We start from the raw sequence: 14,545 nt of genomic DNA on the forward strand, positions 1-14,545 counted from the left end.
ACCAGATGGAGACAGCGCAAGAGTCTGTTGGGGTTTCAAAAATAGCCTCGATTACATTCAAAAGATCTTTTCTATATTCATTCTACGGAAAAACCCGCCTTATGTCTCCGTCGCAGGATGCGCCGGTAACAAGCGTTTTTCTGTGTTCTACTGCGGAAAATCAATGCCTGCCGGTAAACTAAAACCATGAGTGAAACTTCCCACGGTTGGACCGTATCTGCAAAAACCCTTGAAAGTATTAAAACCGCATACCCCAGTGAAAATGTGCTAAATCTGGGCGTAGTAGTAGAACCAGCTGGCGCACACGCTGATCACCGGGTGGCGATCCCTCTAAACATTCTCAACCGGCATGGTTTGATCGCGGGGGCTACCGGTACCGGTAAAACCCGTACGTTGCAGCTGATTGCGGAAAATCTTTCAGCATCGGGTGTACCTGTGCTGGTTACTGACGTAAAAGGGGATTTAACTGGCATCGGCGCAGCCGGACAGCCCTCAGAAAAACTTCTAACGCGCACGCAGGGGATCGGTCAGGCGTGGGAGGGTAGGGCATTCCCAATTGAAATGCTGGGGCTAGGAGAGATTCCTGCTGGGGCGCCGGCTTCTCATGTTCCAGTGCGCACTACGCTTTCTGATATTGGTCCACTTCTTTTAGCAAAGATTCTGGGTTTAAATACGACTCAGGAACAAGCCTTGCAGATTCTTTTCGCCTGGGCAGACCAGCAGGGACTGGCACTGGTAGATCTGCAGGATTTGAAAGCGGTAGTTCAGTATCTAACTGAAGAAGGCAAGGAAGAGCTAAAGAAAATTGGTGGGGTTTCTACCGCGACTGCAGGTGTGATTTTACGTGCCGCAACGGTTTTGCAAAGCCAGGGTGGTGACGATTTCTTCGGCACCCCAGCTTTCGACACAGCAGATTTATTCCGCACGGACGCTAATGGAAATGGGGTAGTTTCAGTCCTGGCGATTGATGGGATCCTGCGTCAGCCAGCCATTGTGTCTTCATTGATTATGTGGTTGTTGGCTGATTTGTTTGAGACTTTGCCCGAAGCTGGCGATTTGGATAAACCGAAGCTGGTATTTTTCTTTGATGAGGCGCATTTATTGTTTAAGAATGCTTCTCCAGCTTTCCTTGACCAAGTAGTGCAAACGGTTAAACTGATTCGGTCTAAGGGGGTGGGGATCTTCTTTATTACTCAGTCCCCGCAAGATATTCCAGCGGAGGTGCTGGGACAGTTGGGTTCTCGGATTGTACATGGTTTGCGGGCTTATACGCCTAAGGACGTGGCTGATTTGAAAGAAACGGTTGAATCTTTCCCACTGACTGATTTGCCTTTGGATGAAGTTTTAACGACTTTAGGGACTGGCGAGGCTGTGGTTACCGTATTGAGTGAGAAAGGTGCGCCACTTCCGGTTGCCCCAACTAGGTTATTCGCGCCACGTGGGATTATGGGACCACTTCCGGAGGGCGGTCCAGCAACTGTCCTTGGGGCGAGCGTTTTGCTACCGAAATATCAGACCGAAGTTGATCCGTTCTCAGCGTTTGAGAAGCTAACGCAGGCTCCGGTTGCTGCTGTGGAGGCCCCTGATTCTCAGAGTGCTTATCCACCGCCGGGTTCAGCGCAGCTTCCGTATCCGCAGCCTAGCGACTACGCACAGTACCCTGGGTATCCCGGAGGCACTGGTTATCCAGGGGGCACCGGATACCCGGGTGGTACCGGTTACCCAGGAGGTACAGGCTATCAGACGTCTGAGCCTTCCTGGGATCAACTTGGTTTTCCTACTGAACCAAAAAAGTCTAAACGACAGCCTAAGCCTGAACCTACCCTTGCAGATGAAATGCTGGACTTTGGGGCAGGCATGCTGAAATCTACGATGAGGTCTTTGGGAACTCAACTAGGTAGAGAAATTTCGCGAACCCTGTTCGGTACCCGACGCCGTCGTTAAAAATTAGTTAGTTAATATGGTTGTTCCCCCGCTAAAGGCTAGCGGGGGAACAACCATATATACGTTAATAACTAACTGAGTGGAATCAGTGAGCTAAAACTTCCTTAGCAGTAGCAACTAGATTCTCAGTAGTGATACCGAAGTGGCCAAACAGCTGATCAGGTGAACCAACTGCACCGAAAGACTCAATAGAAACAGCCTTGCCTTCGCCACCCAAGTACTTTAGCCATGGCATTGATAAACCAGCTTCGATGGAGACACGCTTAGTTACTGCTACTGGCAGTACAGACTCACGGTACTCAGCGTCCTGAGCATCAAACCATTCCATACATGGCATGGAAACTACACGCACCTTAACGCCCTCGGAAGAAAGAATCTCGGAAGCTTCCAAAGCGAACTGAACTTCGGAACCGGACGCCATGAGAATAATGTCAGCAGTACCTTCACAATCACGCAGAACATAACCGCCCCGAGCCAAACCAGATGCTGGCGCAAGTTCACCTGCAGGAACAACTTCAGCCTGGCAACGAACTGGGTTAGGAACATTCTGGCGGGTGAGAATCAACGCTACAGGATGCTGGTTAAGCAAAGTCTGCTTCCAAGCTTCAGCCGTTTCAGCAGCATCTGCTGGGCGAACCATCGCAAGGTTCGGAATCGCACGGTAAGAAGTGAGATGTTCAACTGGCTGGTGAGTAGGACCATCTTCGCCAACCCCAATGGAGTCGTGAGTCCATACGTAGGTAACTGGCAAATCCATCAGCGCCGCCAGACGTACCGCACCACGCATGTAGTCAGAGAATACGAAGAAAGTAGCACCATAAATGCGAGTGAAGCCTTCCAACGCAATACCATTCATAATCGCGCCCATTGCGTGTTCACGCACACCGAAGTGCAGGTTACGACCATAAGGGGAGGCTTCAAAGACCTTGGAAGCACGTGCCGCTGGGATGAATGACTTTTCGCCCTTAAGTAAAGTGTTGTTGGATCCGGCTAGGTCTGCAGAACCGCCCCACAACTCTGGCATTAGCGGTGCAAGAGCATTCAGCACGGTGCCGGAAGCCGCACGCGTAGCAATCGACTTACCTTCTTCAAATACTGGCAGAGCTTCTTCCCAGCCAGCAGGCAGTTCTTTAGCAAAAAGGCGTTCAAAGAGTGCGAACTCAGCTGGGTGAGCTTCCTGCCAGGCGACGAAACGCTCATCCCATTCGGAACGCAAAGCTTCACCGCGAGCAGCAACATTTGCTCGAGCATGCGCAACCGCTTCTAAATCAACGTTGAAAAGCCCCTCGGTTGATACACCCAGGGCTTCTTTCAGCCCAGTTAGTGCTTCGTTACCCAAAACTGCACCGTGGATGCCACCAGTGTTTTGCTTCTTAGGGGTTGGCCAACCGATAATAGTACGCAGAGCGATTAGGGATGGGCGACCAGTTTCAGCCTTCGCATTTTCAATTGCAGCGTCCAGAGCATGAACGTCCTCGTTGTATTCGGAGCCGTTGAGCCAGTCGACGCGCTGAGTGTGCCACCCGTAGGCTGCAAAACGTGCCAGCACGTCTTCAGAGAACGTGATGTTAGTGTCGTCTTCAATGGAGATGTGGTTATCGTCCCAGATGACGATGAGGTTACCGAGTTCTTGTGAACCAGCCAGAGAACAGGCTTCCGCAGTCATGCCTTCTTGCATACAGCCGTCGCCGGCGAGGACGTAGACATTATGGTCGAATGGGGAAGTGCCGGCTGATGCGTCAGCATCGAACATGCCACGTTGACGGCGAGCAGCCATTGCCATGCCGACTGCAGAGGAAATACCAGAACCCAGTGGGCCGGTGGTGATTTCAACGAAGTCAGTGTGTCCGTACTCTGGGTGACCTGGGGTGAGGGAGCCGAATGTACGGAACTGCTTGAGATCATCAAGTTCCAGGCCTGCACCGGCAAGGTAAAGCGATACGTACTGGGTGATGGAAGAGTGCCCTGCGGAAAGTACGAAGCGGTCGCGCCCCACCCAGGTTGGGTCCTGCGGATCAAGTTTCAAGTGACGTTGGAAGAGTAAATATGCGGCTGGTGCGAGTGAGATGGCGGCACCCGGGTGACCTGAACCCGCGTTTTCTACGGCGTCGGCTGCAAGTACTTTTGCAGTTACGACTGCGCGAGTGTCTAAGTCATTCCAAGTCAAAGTCATTTTGATTCAAACCCCTAAATCGAAAAAAGCCTTACACTACATAATATGTCGAAATATAGGGCGAATGGAACTTCATCGGATGTGTTGAATGGTTTCTTGGACTATCTCACGGTGGAAAAAGGGGCTTCTGCACATACTGTGGCGGGTTATCGGCGTGATTTGGAGCGTTTTCTTGTTGAGCGGGGGATTGCTGATACTCCACTTGCGCAGGTTGATACCGTTGCGATTGACGCTCATTTAACGCAACTTTCTTTAGGTTTTGCGGGTAAACCGGGGTTGTCCGCGGCTTCGATTGCGCGGGCGCGGGCGTCTATTCGGGCTTTATTTCGTTATGCGGTTTCTGAAGATATATTAAGTGCAGATCCGGCAGCCGAAGTACAGCAGAAGAAACTGGGTAAGCACCTGCCTAAGGCTATTTCTTTGGAAGAGATTGCTGCGATGTTGGAGGTGGCTGGTCAGCGTCCGGGGCCAGTGGGGTTACGCGATGTGGCGTTGATTGAACTACTGTATGGCACTGGGGCACGTATCACGGAGGTTATGAATTTAAGCCCGGATGACTTGTATTTGGCAGGGGAGTTTCCGCATGTGAAGTTATTTGGAAAGGGGCGTAAAGAACGTTTGGTTCCTTTAGGAAGTTTTGCAGTTCAGGCGTTGGAGGATTATTTGCTGTTAGGTCGCCCGTTACTTTTAGGGAAAGCAAAGACGCGGGTGGCGGGGCATCCGTTGTTTTTAAATAAACGGGGCTTGTCGTTGAGCCGGCAGAGTGCGTGGGAGATTATTTCTCAGACGGCGGTGGCAGCCGGGTGCGTGAGCGAGGTTTCGCCACACTCGTTGCGGCATTCTTTCGCAACGCATTTGCTGGAGGGCGGTGCGTCGATTCGTGACGTGCAGGAACTGTTAGGTCATGCGTCTGTTACGACTACACAGATTTATACAAAGGTATCAATGAATACGCTCCGTGAAGTCCATGCCCTTACTCATCCTCGTGCTAACCTATGAGTGTGAGTGACGTACAGTTAGATTTAATGCCAGTGCCACCTAAGGGTGGTCGTGATGATCAATTTCCAGTTCCACAGCCTTTGGAAACCCATGGTCCAGCACGCATTATTGCTATGTGTAACCAGAAGGGTGGTGTGGGTAAAACTACCACTACTATTAATCTGGCTGCTTCTCTAGCTGAATACGGTCGTAAAGTTCTGATTATTGACTTTGACCCGCAGGGTGCTGCGTCTGCTGGTTTGGGTGTGAACACTCAGGAGCTAGATTTAACGATTTATAATCTGTTGCTGTCATCTAAGGTTGATGTACACGATGCGATTGTGGAGACCCAGGTTCCTAACCTGCATATTATTCCTGCAAATATTGATCTTTCTGCGGCGGAAGTGCAGCTTGTGAATGAGGTAGCACGTGAGCAGGCTTTAACTCGCGTGTTGCGTCCAATTTTGGATGATTATGACGTTATTTTCGTTGATTGCCAGCCATCTTTGGGGTTGTTGACAGTTAATGCATTAACGGCTGCTCATGGTGTGATGATTCCCCTGGAAGCTGAATACTTTGCTCTGCGTGGTGTAGCGCTTTTGGTAGACACCATTGATATGGTTGCAGATCGCTTGAACCCGCGTTTGAAGATTGATGGTATTTTGGCAACCATGGTTGACACTCGTACACTGCATTCACGGGAAGTCTTGGAACGTCTGTACCAGGCTTTTGGCGAGAAGGTTTATGACACGCAGATTCGTCGTACGGTTAAGTTCCCTGATGCTTCTGTTGCGACTGAACCAATTACAACTTATGCTCCAACCCACGCTGGCGCAGAGGCTTACCGTCGTTTGGCTCGTGAAGTGATTGCCCGTGGCGACGCTGCATAATTCCTAAGTTTTTGCGTGCGAATTTAGATTCCCGCGTTTCCTCTGCGTGCGAATCGTAACTCGCGCGATATTTAAAATATTCTTTGCATAAAGTTTTGGGCTCCCGCGGTAGTAAACGCGGGAGCCCAAAAGCAGTTATTTTGGAGTTTACTTCTGCTGAGACTTTTCGCAAAGCATAGCTTTATCAGCGTCGGTCATTGCATCGGTTTCAGACTTCAGCTTAGTAGCAACATCTGCGCCGCAGAACATAGCGATGTCATTTTCAATGTGAGTAGTAGAGGTTCCCAGTTCGGGGTAGCAGGCATTACCCGCAACTACGCGGTCAAAACGAACCTTAGCTTCTTCACAGCGCACTGGATCAAGCTGAGCGCTTGCACCTAAGAACTTAGTTGCAGCAAAAATACCGCCAACAATAAGAACAGCTACAACAGCTAAAACAGCAATAACCTTGCCAAAAGGCTTTTGAGTATTTTCAGTATTCATAAACCCTAATTATATGCCTCTTTATGATAGAAGCAGAAAAACTATATGATTTCCTAGCTCCTCTACTGTGACGCACTCAGCTTAACAAAACCGCCATAAAACATAGAAAAACGCTAGCATCTCCCGTATTCTTAAAGAGATCAAGATATTGACGGGAGGTCAACATGCAGCATTTCCTGGCAAACCAAGTAAAAGCCAGTCTTAACCCACGCGGGTTTCACTTTGAAGAATCGATGCAACATTCCGATTCAGCAAACAATGCGCATTACACACCTCAGCAAGAGGCGAATTAAAAGTAATTCCGCCTAACGAAAAGAAACGAAAATTCGCCCTCGAAAAATAGAAGGAAAAGAATGCGAAACGATCCACACGTAGAAGACGGCGTACGCCTCCAAAAAGTAATCTCCCAAGCAGGAGTCGCATCCCGCCGCCACGCTGAAAAACTCATCATTTCCGGCCGCGTAAAAGTTGATGGCAATATCGTGCGCACCCTCGGAATCCGCGTAGACCCAAGCGTGCAAACCATCCACGTAGACGGCAACCAAATCATGCTGGACACCAAGTCCCTCACCATCGCTCTTAACAAGCCAGCTGGTGTAGTTTCCACCATGGATGACCCAGACGGTCGTCCTTGCCTCGCAGAATTCGTAGAACAGTACAACCAACGCCTCTACCACGTCGGACGCTTGGATACCGACACCGCCGGTCTGATTCTGCTCACCAACGACGGGGAACTCTCACACCGCCTCATGCACCCATCATGGGAAGTACCTAAAACCTATGTAGCAACCGTACACGGTGAAGTACCTCGCGGGTTGGGACGTAAACTAGCCCGAGGCATCACCCTTGAAGACGGTCCAGTAAAGGTAGAAGACTTCCAAATCACCGACCACTACGGTGAAATGACCCTCGTACAGCTAACCCTGCACGAAGGTCGTAACCGCATTGTGCGTCGTATCATGGACCACGTCGGTTTCCCAGTTATCGAACTAGTTCGTACCCAGTTCGGACCAGTCCACATTGGACGCCTACACTCCGGCGTAACCCGTCGTATCGAAGGTCCAGTACTGCAGGAACTCTACCGTGCGGTAAACCTGTAACAGTTAATAACTAGCTAAGTTGAGGAAAAAATGAGCTACCAAGAACACCTACCAAAACTAAAGCAGCTGTTAGCTGAAAACGGTCTTTCAGTTGCCATTGACGGCCCATCTGGATCCGGAAAGTCCACCATCTCACGTCGCCTAGCAGACGAACTCGGTATTGGCTACCTAGATACCGGCGCAATGTACCGCGCGCTCACCTGGTACTGCCTAGATCAAGGCCTTCCAGTAGATGACTACGACGCTGCTGCTGGTGCAGCAGACTCATTCCCACTACTCATGGGCAACGATCCGCAAGACACGCGCGTTTACGTAGGTTCAACCGACGTTACCGATGCTATCCGCACCACTGAAATCTCAGAAAACGTCTCTGCAATTGCTACTAACTTAGCGGTACGTGACACCATGCGTCGCCTACAGCGCGAGATTATCGAAAAAGCAGTGCGTGCAGGTTCCGGCATGGTTGCAGAAGGACGCGATATCACAACCGTAGTCGCACCAGACGCTGACCTGCGGATTCTGCTCACCGCATCTTCAGATGCGCGTTTAGCACGTCGCGCAGCCCAGCTAAATGAAGAAGTTACTGCAGAAGCCATCGAAGCAACCAAAGCTCAGGTTCTTGACCGCGATGCCAAAGACTCTACGGTTGTAAACTTCACTACCGCAGCAGATGGGGTAGTACTTCTTGATACTTCCGTACAAACTGTGGAAGAAACCATGGAGATTGTATTCCAGCTGGTTGCAACCACACTGTATCGTAAGGAAGCTGAAGCTGAGGAAGCCGACGCACGCACCCGGACAATGCGCAATGCCTTGGCTGATTACGACCTGACCGATGAAGACGAAGCCTTACTGTCTGGTGACTATGAAGACTACTTTGATGAAGAAGACCAGGCTGGTTTGCCAGTTCTGGCAATCATCGGTCGTCCCAACGTGGGTAAGTCCACGCTGGTAAACCGTATTTTGGAACGCCGCGCTGCGGTGGTACAGGATACGCCTGGGGTAACTCGTGACCGCGTTTCCTACCCAGCTCAATGGGCAGGGCGTGACTTCACCCTGGTTGACACTGGTGGCTGGGAAATGGATGTTAAGGGCTTGGATAAGTCCGTTGCTGATCAGGCAGAAATCGCTATCGAAATGGCTGACGCAGTTATTTTCGTAGTAGATGCAACTGTTGGTGCCACCCATACCGACGAACAATTAGTCCGCGTGCTACGCCGCTCTAACAAGCCAATCCTCCTGGCCGCCAATAAAGTTGACTCTGCCAACCAGGAAGCTGATGCAGCGTACCTATGGTCGCTGGGCTTAGGAGAACCTTTCCCAGTTTCCGCATTGCACGGTCGTGGTGCCGGTGACCTCCTGGATAAAGCAATGGAAATTCTGCCTTTAGAATCATCTGTTGCTCAGTCCATGCCGAAAGACGGACCACGTCGTATCGCGCTGATTGGTCGTCCAAACGTAGGTAAGTCATCTTTGCTTAACCAACTCGCGGGTTCTGACCGCGTGGTAGTTAACGACCTGGCGGGCACCACGCGTGATCCAGTCGATGAACTTATTGAAATTGATGGCCGTCCCTGGTGGTTTGTTGATACCGCGGGCGTACGCCGTAAGATGCATCGCACCACCGGTGCTGACTACTATGCGTCTATTCGTACTCAGGCTGCCTTGGAAAAGGCTGAGCTGGCACTGGTACTGCTTGACGCTTCTGAAAAAATGACCGAACAGGACGTGCGTGTGGTGCAGGCAGCGATTGATGCGGGCCGCGCTGTAGTGATTATTAACAACAAGTGGGATTTAGTTGATGAAGACCGCCGTGAACAGCTGAAGTTTGAACATGAGCGTGAACTAAAACAGATTCAGTGGGCGTCTCGCATCAATCTTTCTGCTAAGACTGGTTGGCATACTAACCGTATTGTCCGAGCGATGGATGAAGCCTTAGCAGGGTGGGAAACTCGTATTTCCACTGGTCGTTTGAACTCTTTCCTGGGAGAACTGGTAGCAGCTAAGCCTCACCCAGTACGCGGTGGTAAGCAGCCTCGTATCCTGTTTGCTACGCAGGCTTCTACTAAACCACCACGCTTCGTTATCTTCACTACTGGATTCCTTGACCCTGCATACCGTCGTTTTATTGAACGTCGTCTGCGTGAAGACTTTGGTTTCCACGGCACGCCAATCCAGATTAGCGTGCGCGTTCGTGAAAAGCGTCGCAAGTAGTACCTGAAACGGGATAAACTTAAAGACGTAGCATAAAAACTTACTATTGGATTTAAGGAGAGCTTAATGGCTATTCCAAAAGTGCTTCTCTACTACGCTTTCGCACCGATTCCTGATCCAGAAGCAATCCGCCTCTGGCAGCGTGATTTGTGTGAGAGCCTGGGACTGCGCGGTCGTATCCTCGTTTCCAAGCACGGTTTGAATGGTACTGTTGGTGGCGACTTGGACGCTGTTAAGATGTACCGCAAGAAGACCCGTGAATACCCAGCATTCCGCGACATTGATTTCAAGTGGAGTGAAGGTACTGGTCTGGACGAAAACGGTATGAGCCTGGACTTCCCACGCCTTTCCGTGAAAGTACGTGACGAGATCGTGTCTTTCGGAGCCCCTGACGACGTAACCGTTGACGAAAACGGTGTGGTTGATGGTGGCGTCCATTTGAAGCCAGCTGAACTACATAAGTTGCTGGAGGAAAAGGGTGATGAAGTAGTATTCTTCGACGGCCGTAACGCATGGGAAGCTCGTATCGGTCGTTTCAAGAATGCGATTATCCCAGACGTTACTACTAGCCACGATTTCATTCGCGAAATTGAGTCCGGCAAGTACGATGAAATTAAAGATAAGCCAGTAGTAACCTACTGTACCGGTGGTATTCGCTGTGAGTTGCTTTCTGCCATGATGAAGAAGCGTGGCTTTAAGGATATTTACCAGATTGATGGTGGTATCGTCCGTTACGGTGAAGCATTTGGCAATGACGGTTACTGGGAAGGCTCCCTGGCTATTTTCGACGGTCGCGAAGTAATGGATTTTGCTCCTGGTGCGAAGGTACTTTCCACTTGTGACGGTTGTGGCGCTCCAACTAACCTGTTGGCGAACTGCACTGATCCGGCTTGTCGTAAGCGCCTGCTGTGCTGCGAAAACTGCGAGTCAGTAAGCTGTGCAGAGCACGCGAAAGTGGATGCGTAAGCTTTAGCGCATTAATTTTCCGAGGGCGGTGTTAGCATCTAAAAGTGCCGGCACCGCCCTCAGAGTTTGTGTGGAATAAGGCGCAAGCTACGTTTATAGATATGAAAAGCTGGTTTCTTATCGGATTAAACGTCTGCACGCGGGCCGCGACGGCGACGCCACGGACGAGCTGGTCCCAAAGCATGGCGACGATGTGAAACCGCTGCCAGAACACCATCCACCGCCATAATGGCAACAGCAGTCCAGATGCCAATGTAAGTTGGCCACTGCTCAGGCGCAATCCGTTCTCCAAGCAGTACCGCAACCGACGTAACTAAAGCAGGTTCAAGGTAGGAAAGCAGACCGAAAACAACATAAGACAATAATTTAGCAGCCAATACGTAGGTTACTAAGCCAATAATTGAAAGCACACCTAAAGTTAGCAACAGGGTAGTGGTCTGCACTGAATGAAGCGCATTAGACAATCCGCCCTCAGCAAATGCGTAATAAAGCGCAAACGGAATCGCGAAAACTAGCTCCCAGGTGAGTGCTCCCACACCATCAGTTTTCGTTACTCGACGTAGCACGAAGTAAGCTGGGTATCCCACGGCAATGAAAAGAACTACCCAGCCGACTGCACCCGTGCGATAAGCTTCAAACGCAACTGCTGAAAGAGCCACGATGGTAGAAACCCAGGCCAGGGGACTCATTGACTCATTAAACATAAAGCGGCCAATAAGTACCATTACTAGGGGAAGTAAGAAGTAGCCAAGAGACACTTGCAGGGTATAACCGTGCTGCGGTGCCCAACCGAAGAGCCACATCTGCGCAGCCAACATCGGAGCTGTAAAGAGATAAACCAAAAGTAGTTTGGGATTAGCTTTGAACCTACGGAACTCGTCAGTGAACCAGTAGAAGCGTTTCGCAACTAGCATTGCTAAGAGGATACCGGGAACTGACATGAGAATCCGCCATCCCCAGATCTGGATGCCGTTTAGGGGAGCCAGCAGGGCAGCGACCAACGCGAATACGGCGAAGGTGAGGGATGAGAGGATTGAGACGCTGAGCCCACGACGGTTCAAGAGATTACCTTACTGTATTCGTGAAAAAAGTCAGATTACGAAGTTCGTATCTGACTTAAATTATTTAGGCATAATCGGTCGGACTGACAGGATTTGAACCTGCGACCCCTTGACCCCCAGTCAAGTGCGCTACCAAACTGCGCCACAGCCCGGTGTTGTTAGACAACATTTTAAGTTTAGCTTAAGAAGCGGGCTTAATGCGAATCAAAAGGGGAGCTTTGTTAGTATTTAACTATGTTTAACCAGGTTTCTGAGTCGCCTCAACTATGTTCCTACTATGCTGCCCAGCAGTGCTTGTCCTGCCCACAGATTGAAGTTCCCTACGAGCAGCAGGTGGCTGAGAAAACCGCACGAGTTAAATCCTTACTACCTATGATTGCAGAAGATGCCTGGTTACCTACGCAAGAATCAGCTTCTGTTGGGTTCCGTAATAAAGCAAAAATGGTGGTCACAGGATCCGCCGCTAACGCGATGCTAGGAATCCTGGGGAGTGACTACGCGGGGCAGGATTTAACTGAGTGTCCGCTTTACTCCCAGCATATGCGTGACTTCTTGAAGACTTTTCAACGTTGGATTAGGGAGCTGGGAATTAGCCCGTATTCAGTGAAGGAACGTAGGGGAGAGCTTAAATATATTCTGGTAACGGAATCTCCTGACGGGCAGTTTTTAGTACGTTGGGTACTACGCTCTCACAGGTGGGTATCGCGCCTGCGTAATTTCGTTTCCGTAATGCAGGAAGAATTTCCTGAAATTGCTGTGGTGAGTGCGAATATTTTAGCTGAACATGTCGCACTAACCGAGGGACCGGAGGAAATCTCGCTTTACGGTGATTACTTACCTTTCCAATTGGGACGTGTAAAGTTACAGCTGTTGCCACGTTCCTTCTTCCAGACGAATACTTTTATTGCGCATGCTATGTATCAGCAGGCGCAGCGTTGGGCAATTGCTTTGAAACCTGACCGCGCAGTGGATTTATTCTGTGGCGTCGGTGGTTTTGCATTATTTTTAGCTGCTACTTGCCGCGCGGTAACGGGGGTGGAGCTTTCCGCACCGGCGATTGCAGCAGCCAAGCGGGGGGCGGTTGCTTCTGGTTTGGAAAACGTGGATTTTTACGCTGCGGACGCAACGAGTTTTTCTATTTCCGAGGGCGGTCTGCAGCTTACACGCCGTGACATGATTGTCGTAAATCCACCACGTCGCGGGATCGGTGTCGAGCTTGCTAACTGGATTAACGAGTCGCAAGCGCGAGTCATCATTTATTCATCCTGTAACCCGGTATCTCTGGCTAAGGATATGGAACTGTTGGGAAGCTATAAGGCTACGCGTGCGCGCGTTTTTGATATGTTCCCCGGCACAGACCATGCTGAAGTAATGGTTTTATTGGTTAAAGAGCCGCAGGGGAATGCTGAGAGGAAAACTGTTTAATGACGGAGTTTAGTTCACTTTTCGTAGTCTCAGTGATTTCTGTTTTAGCACCACTGTTGGCTTATGTAATTCCTAAACGAATCATTCCGGAAACCGTCCTGCTAGTCGTAATGGGGATGTTGGCAGGACCCTACGTACTGGGATTCATCGAACTATCTGATTCAATCAAGTTGCTTACGGAATTGGGATTGGCTTTCTTATTCCTACTTGCCGGATACGAGATTGAAGTAAAAGAGCTTAAAGGTAAGCGTGGTAAAGCTGCCTTAATCGGCTGGCTAGCAACCTTTGCTATCGCTTTTACTATGGCTCTTATCATTCCGAATACGAGTGGTTACATCGAACAGTTTGCCCTCGCTATTGCTTTCTCAGCAACCGCTTTAGGTACGCTCATTCCAATCCTGAAAGAACGAGGATTAATCAAAACCAACGTTGGGCTTGACGTTCTGGCGCATGGAACCTTTGGTGAACTTGGACCAATCCTCGCTATGGCATTGCTTCTCTCTGTCCGCTCGCCATGGGAGACTGTGCTGATTCTTGCTCTCTTTTTTGCGGTATCAATCGTGATGGCGATTATTCCGGTGAAAGCACGCGCAGCTGGTTCAAAACTCGTTGAATTAATTCACTTAAAGTCGGAAACCACTGCGCAAACCACGGTGCGCGTCACCGTAATGGTAATGGTTAGCCTCGTTCTCTTAGCCTATGTCTTTGACCTCGACGTTGTCTTAGGGGCCTTCGCGGCAGGCTTCATTATTCGGATCGCCAACCCAGCTGGCCGTGAAGAACTTGAACAAAAGCTTGATGGTTTAGCTTTCGGTTTCCTCATTCCACTGTTCTTCATCACTTCCGGGGCTTCTATTAATGTTGGTGCAGTCCTGGAAGCCCCATTTGCGCTTATCCTCGTTGTCTTCGGTCTTTTGGCAGCTCGTGCCGTGCCAGTTTACTTCTCTACCTACTTCACCGAAGACGCAGAGAGCTACACTTCCCGAGATCGTCTTACTGTCGCCCTGTATTCCACCACATCGCTACCGATAATCGTGGCAGTTACACACGTGGCAACGGAAACTGGCACTATGGGGCCACGAGTAGCTTCAATCCTGATTGCCGGAGGAGCGCTTTCTGTACTATTAATGCCTTTGCTTGCCTCTATCTCATATAAGGCAGCAGATGCACATCCAATCGATCGCATGTCAGAGCGACTGCGTCGCTTCCGCTCCAGCCGACCAGTACAAAACACCAACGCTGCAAAACGCAAAATCCGTAAACGCTAACCTCATGCCTAGGCAGAACCAAGTAGAAATCTTATAAACTTAG

The 14,545-nt window shown here is 50.1% G+C and carries 11 protein-coding genes and 1 tRNA gene; 8 read left to right on the top strand and 4 right to left on the bottom strand.

Translation table 11 applies throughout. The features are described from left to right. Positions 1–186: 186 nt before the first annotated feature. Entirely contained in the window at positions 187–1,944 is a 1,758-nt protein-coding gene (locus tag HMPREF0044_RS00450) for a helicase HerA-like domain-containing protein (protein ID WP_006546121.1), read from the top strand. Positions 1,945–2,029: 85 nt separating this feature from the next. Here the strand turns inward: HMPREF0044_RS00450 and tkt are convergent, their stop codons facing one another. After that, a complete protein-coding gene (gene tkt / locus HMPREF0044_RS00455; protein ID WP_006546122.1) occupies positions 2,030–4,117 on the bottom strand; it encodes a transketolase in 2,088 nt (695 codons plus the stop codon). A 45-nt stretch (positions 4,118–4,162) separates the two neighbouring features. Between tkt and HMPREF0044_RS00460 the strand changes: the two genes are divergently transcribed. Both HMPREF0044_RS00460 and HMPREF0044_RS00465 read left to right on the top strand, forming a co-directional pair. Beyond that, positions 4,163–5,116, top strand: a complete 954-nt coding sequence (locus HMPREF0044_RS00460; RefSeq protein ID WP_006546123.1) for a tyrosine recombinase — start codon at positions 4,163–4,165, stop codon at positions 5,114–5,116. Then, entirely contained in the window at positions 5,113–5,985 is an 873-nt protein-coding gene (locus HMPREF0044_RS00465; RefSeq protein ID WP_006546124.1) for a ParA family protein, read from the top strand. The genes HMPREF0044_RS00460 and HMPREF0044_RS00465 overlap by 4 nt, the downstream gene beginning before the upstream one ends. A gap of 147 nt (positions 5,986–6,132) precedes the next feature. Here the strand turns inward: HMPREF0044_RS00465 and HMPREF0044_RS00470 are convergent, their stop codons facing one another. Then, the gene (locus HMPREF0044_RS00470; protein WP_006546125.1) at positions 6,133–6,468 is read right to left on the bottom strand and encodes a hypothetical protein; all 336 of its coding nucleotides are present in this window, start codon (positions 6,466–6,468) and stop codon (positions 6,133–6,135) included. A gap of 353 nt (positions 6,469–6,821) precedes the next feature. Here HMPREF0044_RS00470 and HMPREF0044_RS00475 point away from each other — a divergent pair, with 353 nt between their 5' ends. The 3 genes from HMPREF0044_RS00475 (at position 6,822) to trhO (ending at position 10,748) form a co-directional block, all read left to right on the top strand. Beyond that, on the top strand, positions 6,822–7,568 hold the full coding sequence (locus HMPREF0044_RS00475) for a pseudouridine synthase (protein ID WP_006546127.1): 747 nt from the start codon (positions 6,822–6,824) through the stop codon (positions 7,566–7,568). Between the two features lie 30 nt (positions 7,569–7,598). After that, entirely contained in the window at positions 7,599–9,782 is a 2,184-nt protein-coding gene (der, locus tag HMPREF0044_RS00480; protein ID WP_006546128.1) for a bifunctional cytidylate kinase/GTPase Der, read from the top strand. A 66-nt stretch (positions 9,783–9,848) separates the two neighbouring features. After that, positions 9,849–10,748, top strand: a complete 900-nt coding sequence (gene trhO / locus HMPREF0044_RS00485; protein WP_006546129.1) for an oxygen-dependent tRNA uridine(34) hydroxylase TrhO — start codon at positions 9,849–9,851, stop codon at positions 10,746–10,748. Between the two features lie 125 nt (positions 10,749–10,873). Here trhO and rarD read toward each other — a convergent pair whose 3' ends face one another. Further along, positions 10,874–11,809, bottom strand: a complete 936-nt coding sequence (rarD, locus tag HMPREF0044_RS00490; RefSeq protein WP_006546130.1) for an EamA family transporter RarD — start codon at positions 11,807–11,809, stop codon at positions 10,874–10,876. A gap of 78 nt (positions 11,810–11,887) precedes the next feature. Next, positions 11,888–11,961: transfer RNA gene (locus HMPREF0044_RS00495), tRNA-Pro, on the bottom strand. Positions 11,962–12,043: 82 nt separating this feature from the next. Here HMPREF0044_RS00495 and HMPREF0044_RS00500 point away from each other — a divergent pair. Together HMPREF0044_RS00500 and HMPREF0044_RS00505 are read left to right on the top strand one after the other, a co-directional pair. Then, positions 12,044–13,234: a methyltransferase domain-containing protein gene (locus HMPREF0044_RS00500; protein ID WP_006546131.1), complete on the top strand. Its 1,191-nt coding sequence runs from the start codon at positions 12,044–12,046 to the stop codon at positions 13,232–13,234. Beyond that, entirely contained in the window at positions 13,234–14,502 is a 1,269-nt protein-coding gene (locus tag HMPREF0044_RS00505) for a cation:proton antiporter (RefSeq protein ID WP_006546132.1), read from the top strand. The genes HMPREF0044_RS00500 and HMPREF0044_RS00505 overlap by 1 nt, the downstream gene beginning before the upstream one ends. The last annotated feature ends 43 nt before the right edge of the window (positions 14,503–14,545 follow it).

The sequence above is a fragment of the Gleimia coleocanis DSM 15436 genome (genome assembly GCF_000159015.1).
Classification (GTDB): Bacteria; Actinomycetota; Actinomycetes; order Actinomycetales; family Actinomycetaceae; genus Gleimia; species Gleimia coleocanis.

Bases quoted from the DNA above. Each gene is read 5' to 3' on its own strand.
- HMPREF0044_RS00460 (WP_006546123.1), top strand. From the start codon at position 4,163: ATGTCGAAATATAGGGCGAATGGAACTTCATCGGATGTGTTGAATGGT.
- HMPREF0044_RS00500 (WP_006546131.1), top strand. From the start codon at position 12,044: ATGTTTAACCAGGTTTCTGAGTCGCCTCAACTATGTTCCTACTATGCT.
- HMPREF0044_RS00475 (WP_006546127.1), top strand. From the start codon at position 6,822: ATGCGAAACGATCCACACGTAGAAGACGGCGTACGCCTCCAAAAAGTA.
- tkt (WP_006546122.1), bottom strand. From the start codon at position 4,117: ATGACTTTGACTTGGAATGACTTAGACACTCGCGCAGTCGTAACTGCA.
- HMPREF0044_RS00450 (WP_006546121.1), top strand. From the start codon at position 187: ATGAGTGAAACTTCCCACGGTTGGACCGTATCTGCAAAAACCCTTGAA.
- HMPREF0044_RS00505 (WP_006546132.1), top strand. From the start codon at position 13,234: ATGACGGAGTTTAGTTCACTTTTCGTAGTCTCAGTGATTTCTGTTTTA.
- HMPREF0044_RS00470 (WP_006546125.1), bottom strand. From the start codon at position 6,468: ATGAATACTGAAAATACTCAAAAGCCTTTTGGCAAGGTTATTGCTGTT.
- der (WP_006546128.1), top strand. From the start codon at position 7,599: ATGAGCTACCAAGAACACCTACCAAAACTAAAGCAGCTGTTAGCTGAA.
- trhO (WP_006546129.1), top strand. From the start codon at position 9,849: ATGGCTATTCCAAAAGTGCTTCTCTACTACGCTTTCGCACCGATTCCT.
- HMPREF0044_RS00465 (WP_006546124.1), top strand. From the start codon at position 5,113: ATGAGTGTGAGTGACGTACAGTTAGATTTAATGCCAGTGCCACCTAAG.